This is a genomic window from Streptococcus sp. SO4 (genome assembly GCF_030440055.1).
GTDB classification, from domain to species: domain Bacteria; phylum Bacillota; class Bacilli; order Lactobacillales; family Streptococcaceae; genus Streptococcus; species Streptococcus nidrosiense.
Window position 1 is genome coordinate 169,882 of the sequence record NZ_JAQFJI010000003.1, and the last position, 7,970, is coordinate 177,851.

6 protein-coding genes are annotated in these 7,970 nt (G+C 41.6%); 2 read left to right on the plus strand and 4 right to left on the minus strand.

The features are described 5' to 3' along the window. Positions 1–96: 96 nt before the first annotated feature. From metG to PCY08_RS03025, 4 genes are all read right to left on the minus strand, one after another. Positions 97–2,094 (minus strand): methionine--tRNA ligase, encoded by a 1,998-nt coding sequence (gene metG / locus PCY08_RS03010; RefSeq protein ID WP_301559383.1) that lies wholly within the window; start codon positions 2,092–2,094, stop codon positions 97–99. A 134-nt stretch (positions 2,095–2,228) separates the two neighbouring features. Continuing rightward, the gene (locus PCY08_RS03015) at positions 2,229–3,488 is read right to left on the minus strand and encodes an ABC transporter permease (RefSeq protein ID WP_301559384.1); all 1,260 of its coding nucleotides are present in this window, start codon (positions 3,486–3,488) and stop codon (positions 2,229–2,231) included. A 1-nt stretch (position 3,489) separates the two neighbouring features. Further along, positions 3,490–4,191: an ABC transporter ATP-binding protein gene (locus tag PCY08_RS03020; RefSeq protein WP_045615203.1), complete on the minus strand. Its 702-nt coding sequence runs from the start codon at positions 4,189–4,191 to the stop codon at positions 3,490–3,492. Further along, positions 4,175–5,362 carry an efflux RND transporter periplasmic adaptor subunit gene (locus PCY08_RS03025; RefSeq protein WP_301559385.1) on the minus strand — a complete coding sequence of 396 codons (1,188 nt, stop codon included), beginning with the start codon at positions 5,360–5,362 and terminating at the stop codon, positions 4,175–4,177. Before PCY08_RS03025 ends, PCY08_RS03020 begins: the two co-directional genes overlap by 17 nt. A gap of 239 nt (positions 5,363–5,601) precedes the next feature. On the opposite strand from PCY08_RS03025, the gene gor reads away from it, so the two are divergent. Continuing rightward, positions 5,602–6,948, plus strand: a complete 1,347-nt coding sequence (gene gor, locus PCY08_RS03030; RefSeq protein ID WP_301559386.1) for a glutathione-disulfide reductase — start codon at positions 5,602–5,604, stop codon at positions 6,946–6,948. 335 nt (positions 6,949–7,283) lie between these two features. Continuing rightward, the gene (locus PCY08_RS03035) at positions 7,284–7,823 is read left to right on the plus strand and encodes a biotin transporter BioY (protein ID WP_049548822.1); all 540 of its coding nucleotides are present in this window, start codon (positions 7,284–7,286) and stop codon (positions 7,821–7,823) included. Positions 7,824–7,970: the final 147 nt, after the last annotated feature.

Below are 7,970 nucleotides of genomic sequence, written 5' to 3' on the forward strand. Positions count from 1 at the left end.
TCCTCCGTTTTTCTTCATTATAAAGCAGAATGACACTTTTATCAACTGATACCTTACATAAGAAAAGAACCAGCTAAAACTGGTTCTTTTTTAATTTTACCCAATCACACTTCCATTTGGTACAGCTGGATCAACTGTAAGAAGGGTTAATTTGCCATCATGTTCAGCTGAGAGGATCATACCTTGGCTGACATATTTTTTCATCATTTTACGTGGTTTAAGGTTGGCAACGATTTGGACTTTCTTGCCGACCAATTCTTGTTCGTTTGGATAGTACTTAGCAATTCCTGAGAGGATTTGACGATCTTCACCATCTCCAGCATCCAAGCGGAATTGAAGCAACTTATCAGAACCTTCTACTTTAGAAACTTCTTTGACTTCAGCAACACGAATTTCAACCTTGTCAAAGTCTTCAAACTTGATTTCTTCCTTGTTAAGTTTGAGTTCAACTTCGTCTGGGTTCCACTCTTTTTCGACGGCTGGCTTATTGCCTTCCATTTGTTCCTTGATATAGGCGATTTCTTCTTCCATATCGAGACGTGGGAAGATTGGTGTTCCTTTAGCAACTACTGTTACACCTGCAGGGAAATCAGCTAGGCTCAAGTTTTCAAGGCTAGAAACTTCTGCTAGACCAAGTTGTGTCAAGACTGCACGACTGGTTTCCATCATAAATGGCTCAATCAAGTGAGCTACGACACGAAGGCTAGCTGCCAAGTGGCTCATCACACTTGCCAATTGCTCACGGTGAGCTTCGTCCTTAGCCAGTACCCATGGAGCTGTCTCGTCTATGTATTTGTTAGTACGTGAGATAAGAGACCAGACGGCTTCAAGCGCACGTGGGTAGTCAACTGCTTCCATATGTGTATGGTAGTCAGCGATTGATTGTTCTGCAACGTCAGCAAGAGCAGTGTCAAATTCTGTCACACCTTCTACATAGACAGGGATTTGTCCATCAAAGTACTTGTTGATCATAGAAACCGTACGGTTGAGGAGGTTTCCAAGGTCATTTGCTAATTCATAGTTGATACGACCTACATAGTCTTCTGGAGTGAAGGTCCCGTCTGAACCGACTGGAAGGCTACGCATGAGGTAGTAACGAAGTGGATCAAGTCCATAACGTTCTACTAACATTTCAGGATAAACGACATTCCCTTTAGACTTAGACATCTTACCGTCTTTCATGACAAACCAACCATGGGCAATCAAGCGGTCAGGTAATTTAACATCCAACATCATAAGAAGGATTGGCCAGTAGATGGAGTGGAAACGAAGAATGTCTTTTCCTACCATGTGGAAGACGGTTCCATTCCAGAACTTATCAAAGTTACCATGCTCATCTTGACCATAACCAAGAGCTGTCGCATAGTTAAGAAGGGCATCGATCCAAACGTAGACTACGTGTTTAGGATTTGATGGGACTGGTACACCCCAGGTAAAGGTTGTACGAGAAACCGCCAAGTCTTCCAAACCTGGCTCGATAAAGTTTTTCAACATTTCATTGAGACGACCATCTGGAGTGATGAAGTCAGGATGTGATTTGAAAAAATCGACCAAACGATCTTGGTATTTGCTGAGGCGAAGGAAGTAAGACTCTTCTGAAACCCATTCCACTTCGTGGCCTGATGGAGCGATACCACCAGTTACATTTCCAGATTCGTCACGGAAAACTTCCGCAAGTTGACTTTCTGTAAAGAATTCCTCATCTGAAACTGAATACCAACCAGAGTATTCACCCAAGTAAATATCATCTTGAGCAAGCAAGCGTTCAAAAACTTGAGCCACTACTTTTTCATGGTAGTCATCTGTGGTACGGATGAATTTATCATATGAGATATCGAGTAATTGCCAGAGTTCTTTAACACCAACTGCCATTCCGTCAACATAGGCTTGAGGCGTGATGCCAGCTTCTTCTGCTTTTTGTTGAATCTTTTGGCCATGCTCATCAAGACCAGTCAGATAAAAGACATCGTAGCCCATCAGGCGTTTGTAGCGAGCTAGGACATCACAGGCGATAGTTGTGTAGGCAGAACCGATATGAAGTTTACCAGATGGATAGTAGATCGGTGTTGTAATATAAAAATTCTTTTCAGACATAATATTTCCTTTCCAGGCAAATGAAACCTGTTTTTCTAACACTTCATTATATCATATTTTGATGATTTTCGATAAGGAAATCCATACAAAAACAAGACAGACTGATGTCCATCTTGTTTTTCATCTTGATTATCTTATTCATAGCGAAGAGCTTCAATCGGATCTAGCTTAGAAGCTTTATTGGCTGGTAGAACACCAAATATCATACCGATGCCAGCTGAGACAGCTAAGCTAAAGAGAGCGATTGGGATGGATACGCCAACTTCGATTCCTGCAATCATATTTTGAAGAAGAACTCCTGCAAGCATTGTCACTCCTGCAGCCAGCACAAGACCGATAACCCCACCTAATAAAGTCAAAATCATGGATTCAATCAAAAATTGAACCAGAATATTAGCCCGTGTTGCTCCTAGTGCTTTACGTAGACCAATCTCACGGGTACGCTCTGTCACTGAAACAAGCATGATATTCATAACACCAGTACCACCAACAAAGAGGGAAATCCCTGCAATAGCACTAATAATCGTTGTTATGAAGCCAAAGAGTTGTTGAACTTCTTGGAAGGCGGCAGACGCATCTGCAACTTGATATTCCCCTTGTTGAAGACCTGCAATCTCTGTCATTCTTCTTGCCAACTCTGGTCCTAAGGTCTGGGTTAAGCTAGTATCATTGACACGGAAGACAATATTTGAAATCTCATCTGTGTTAAAATTAGCTGCTAAGGAAATATTGGTCGTGATTGGTAGTCCTCCGACTCCAAATGTTTTCGCAGCCTTAGCTTCCTTACTTGCATAAACACCAATAACACGGTAACTAATTTCATTTACTTCAACAATTTGGTTGAGAGCTTCTTGTGCTGAACCAAAAAGGCTATTGGCTAGTTCTTCATCTAGGATAATCACACTTGCGAAATCCTTATAATCTTGCGCTCTAAGGCCACGACCTGCAATGATTTCATTTTCGACCGCATCCATATAGGTGACATTCCCACCCGTCATGTTAGCGTGTTCGACCTTTTTATCCTTATAAGTCAAGGTCACATTGGCTGAGTTGGTCACATAGTAGCTATCCACTCCCTTGAGCTTAGCAGCTTCCTTAACCCAAGCTTCTTGTGGTTTTGGAGGTTCAACAAAAACATCTTCCTCTTTACCAGACAGGGTTAGAGCAGATTGCTTCTGGGTGAAGGAACCGTCCTTGCTCTTGGTAGGTGAGAAAAAGACATGAATGTCCTTCTGAGACTTGGTCATATTTTTATTGACCTGGCGAGACATAGAGTCACCCAAGGCCATGATAACGACAACGGAGGATACACCTATGATAATCCCGATCATGGTCAAGAAAGAACGCATCTTGTGGGCCATAATGGATGAAAAGGCAAATTTCAGATTCTGCATCTTAGTTTTCCTCCTTTTCTACGAGACCACTATCAGATGAAATGACGCCATCACGAATTACAATCTGACGCTTGGCGTAAGCAGCGATTTCAGGCTCATGCGTAACCATAATGATGGTTTTTCCTTCTTTATTTAATTCAACTAAGAGTTGCATAATCTGATTTCCAGTTTTAGTATCCAAAGCTCCAGTAGGCTCATCTGCTAAGATGATTGAAGGATTGTTGACCAATGCACGCGCAATGGCAACCCTTTGCTTCTGACCACCTGACAACTCCGAAGGTAAATGATGGCTACGCTCGGTCAGTTCAACCTTTTCCAGATATTCTTCTGCTAATTTGCGACGTTTTGAAGCTGAAACTCCAGCATAAATCAAGGGCAATTCTACGTTTTGAAGAGCATTAAGCTTGGACAAGAGAAAGAATTGTTGAAAGACGAAGCCGATTTCCTGATTTCGAACCTTGGCTAATTGTTTTTCACCCAAACCAGCCACTTCTTTTCCATCTAGAAAATACTGACCACTTGTAGGGGTATCCAACATACCAATAGTATTCATGAGGGTAGACTTCCCTGAACCAGATGGTCCCATGATAGCCACGAATTCTCCCTCGTGAACTTCAAGGTTAATGTTTTTGAGAACTTGAAGCTCTTGATCACCATTTCGATAACTACGGCAGATATTTTTGAGGCTAATTAGTTGCTTCATCAGTCTTCACCTCTTTTCCTTCTTGCAAGGAAGCTGTCGGATTACTGATGACTTTTGCTCCATCTGTCAGACCAGATGTGATTTCTTGGTTTTCTGCATCTGCATTGCCCAATCCAACTTCAACTTTTTTGGCCTTTTGATTTTCATTAAGAATCCAAACATAGTTTTTATCTTCTTCCATGACTACGCTCGAGATTGGAACTATCAATGCTTTACTAGTACTTTTCACTTCGACACTGACTGTAAAGCCCTGTTTCAAGTCACCGATTTCACTAGTTACATCGACTGTATATGGGTATTTAGAACCTGTGTTTGAACCAGCTAAGCTACTGCTTGCTTCACTGTTATTTTTGGGATAATTTGAAATATAGCTAATCTTACCATTCCAAGTTTTATCTGGGTAGACCTTGGAAGTGAAAGTGACTTCTTGGCCGACAGAAAGGTTTGCAAGGTTGTACTCAGAAAGCTCTCCCTTGACCTGCAAGTTATCGTTACTTACGATATGAACCAAAACTTGACTATTTCCTGTTGGAGATTTTGAAACGTTACGATTCACTTCAACAACTGTTCCCTCCACCGTACTCAATACCGTAGCAGCATTCAACTGGGCTTGAGCTTTTTCGAGTTGCGCTTCTGCATCTGCACGCACATCACGAGCATCGCTGATTTGAGAATCAATAGCAGCTGTGGCAGAGCTGGATGACTGAGCTGGCGCTTGTCCAGTTGCTCCTTCTAGACCTGCTTGCGGAAGGCTAGGTGTTGCTGTGGCGGTATTTCGAGACTCATTCAGTTCATTGATATGACGGTCAGCTTTAGCAACAGCACGACTGGCAGCATCATAGGCAGCCTGGGCTTCTGTGCTACTATACTTGACGAGAGCCTGTCCTTCGCTGACCTGATCACCAACAGAGACCAAGACTTCATCCAAGTCTCCCTTGCTTGCATCATAATAGATGTATTGTTCATTCTGAGCAGTAACACTCCCCGATAGGAGAACTGAAGATGCCACAGACCCCTCTTTGGCAAGGACAATCTTAGCAGTTTCATCTTTTGCTGCAGCTTGATTTGGTTGTCTTAACAGAAGAACAGCTGCTGCTCCCACTACAAGTACTGACGCCACTCCAATAGCAGTAAATAAAGGCCATTTCTTAGCTTTTGACTTTCTTTTCATAGCAATACCCCTTTTATAAATATATATGTTAAGATTATAGCACATATCCTAAAAATGGACAATTTATTTCTCATTATCCAAAAACATTTGCTAAATCTTTTATTGTTGTATTAGTTATATAATACACTTTCTTTTTTATTTTTGCAAGCATTTTCTTAAAAATTTTAAACGTAGCAGATTTTTGCATTGACCTTCAAAAAAAGATAGAATATGACTAGAAAACAACAAAGGAGCTTTCTATGAGAGAATACGATATTATCGCCATTGGAGGAGGTAGCGGGGGAATTGCTACCATGAATCGTGCTGGTGAACATGGTGCTAAAGCGGCAGTTATTGAGGAAAAGAAATTAGGTGGGACCTGTGTCAATATTGGCTGTGTTCCTAAGAAAATTATGTGGTATGGGGCCCAAATCGCAGAGAGCATCCACAAATATGGACCTGACTATGGTTTTACAAGTACTGGTAATGAATTTGATTATGCAAGGCTTCGGAAAAATCGTGAAGCCTATATTGATCGTGCTCGCTCTTCTTATGGTGGAAGCTTCAAGCGTAACGGAGTTGATTTGATTGAAGGACGCGCCGAGTTCGTTGACGCTCATACAGTCAGTGTCAATGGAGAGTTGATCCGTGCTAAACACATCGTGATTGCAACTGGGGCCCATCCTCATATCCCTGCCATTCCTGGTGCTGAACTGGGTGGTAGTTCTGATGATGTCTTTGCTTGGGAAAAGTTGCCAGATTCTGTAGCCATTCTGGGTGCTGGTTACATTGCTGTCGAATTGGCTGGCGTGCTCCATACTCTTGGTGTACAGACTGATTTATTCGTCCGTCGTGAGCGTCCACTTCGTGGATTTGATAGCTATATTGTTGAGAGTCTAGTTCAAGAAATGGCCAACACTGGATTAAACCTCCACACCCATAAGGTTCCTGCTAAACTTGAAGAAACTGAACAAGGCATTACCATTCATTTCGAAGATGGTAGTACTCATACTGCCAGTCAAGTTATCTGGGCAACTGGTCGCCGTCCAAACGTTGAAGGACTCCAGCTAGAAAAGGCAGGCGTTACTCTCAATGAACGTGGTTTCATCCAAGTTAACGAATACCAAAACACAGTCGTTGACGGTATCTACGCTCTTGGCGATGTCACAGGTGAAAAAGAACTGACTCCTGTTGCTATCAAGGCTGGACGTACCCTATCCGAAAGACTTTTCAACGGTAAAACCAATGCCAAAATGGACTACACTACTATTCCAACTGTAGTCTTTTCACACCCAGCTATCGGAACTGTCGGTCTGACTGAGGAAGAAGCCATTAAAGAGTATGGACAAGAAAACATCAAAGTCTATACTTCAAAATTTGCTTCTATGTATTCTGCAGTTACTAGTCACCGTCAAGAAGCACGCTTCAAGCTCGTTACAGCTGGTGCGGACGAAAAGGTTGTTGGCCTTCATGGTATCGGCTACGGCGTCGATGAAATGATTCAAGGTTTTGCAGTAGCAATCAAGATGGGCGCTACAAAAGCTGACTTTGATGCTACTGTCGCTATCCACCCAACTGGCTCAGAAGAGTTTGTTACCATGCGTTAATAAAAAAGAGACCATCTCGGTCATTCAGATTGAAGAAAAAGTCTATTTTGGACCATTTTCTTCAATCTTTTTCTTTTACTAGAGCAAATTATAAAACACTTAAAAATAGCATCCCATCAATATTCCTAAGTGTTTGCACCATATGATAGCTAACTTCCATAAGGCTCATCTTTTTATTACGGATAAGATTTACCTGTGTTCTGAAAAAACTCTTGTCCTCCTTTTCTTTCTAAATCGGCCGTTACAAATTTGTAACCTTTGTTTTTAAAATAGGTTGACAATTATGTTTCTTAAAGTATAATAGTTACTATAAATTACAAAAGAGGTTAACTATTATGAAAAAAGCACACATTTATGCTATTCCAGCTATCGGGGCTGCTCTGATTGCAGTATTAGCCCAAATCAGTATCCCAATTGGACCAGTACCATTTACTCTACAAAACTTTGCTATCGGACTCATTGCTACTGTTTTTAGACCAAGGGAAGCCGTTCTTTCTGTTGGTCTCTATCTCTTGCTGGGTGCTATCGGTATTCCTGTCTTTGCCAGTGGGGGAGCTGGTTTTCATGTTTTGGTAGGTCCAAGCGCTGGCTATCTTTGGTTTGACCTTGTCTATGCTGGACTTACGTCCTATCTTATCCATAAGAAAAGTGGCTATATTCGTATCTTTCTTGCAAATCTCTTGGGAGATTCCCTTGTTTTTGTTGGTGGTATTCTCAGCCTCCACTTCCTTGCTGGTATGCCTTTTGATAAAGCACTAGCTGTCGGTGTCATTCCCTTTATCATTCCTGATCTTGCAAAAATCCTTGCCATCAGTTTTATCGGTCGACCACTCCTTCAACGTCTCCGTACTCAATCCTATTTTTCAAGCAAATAAAAAGAGGCCGGGTTTTTCCCCAATGTCATTAAGTTAGTAATCTAACTATTTGAATAGGAGATAGGATTGAGATCATCAAAGTGATTCTCTATCCTATCTTCTATTTTTTTTGCATAACAAATAAAGGTTTTTTCACCCTATTTTTTG

What these genes read in the sequence shown, in the direction of transcription:
- metG (WP_301559383.1), bottom strand. Translation starts at nt 2,094, where the DNA reads ATGTCTGAAAAGAATTTTTATATTACAACACCGATCTACTATCCATCT.
- PCY08_RS03015 (WP_301559384.1), bottom strand. Translation starts at nt 3,488, where the DNA reads ATGCAGAATCTGAAATTTGCCTTTTCATCCATTATGGCCCACAAGATG.
- PCY08_RS03020 (WP_045615203.1), bottom strand. Translation starts at nt 4,191, where the DNA reads ATGAAGCAACTAATTAGCCTCAAAAATATCTGCCGTAGTTATCGAAAT.
- PCY08_RS03025 (WP_301559385.1), bottom strand. Translation starts at nt 5,362, where the DNA reads ATGAAAAGAAAGTCAAAAGCTAAGAAATGGCCTTTATTTACTGCTATT.
- gor (WP_301559386.1), top strand. Translation starts at nt 5,602, where the DNA reads ATGAGAGAATACGATATTATCGCCATTGGAGGAGGTAGCGGGGGAATT.
- PCY08_RS03035 (WP_049548822.1), top strand. Translation starts at nt 7,284, where the DNA reads ATGAAAAAAGCACACATTTATGCTATTCCAGCTATCGGGGCTGCTCTG.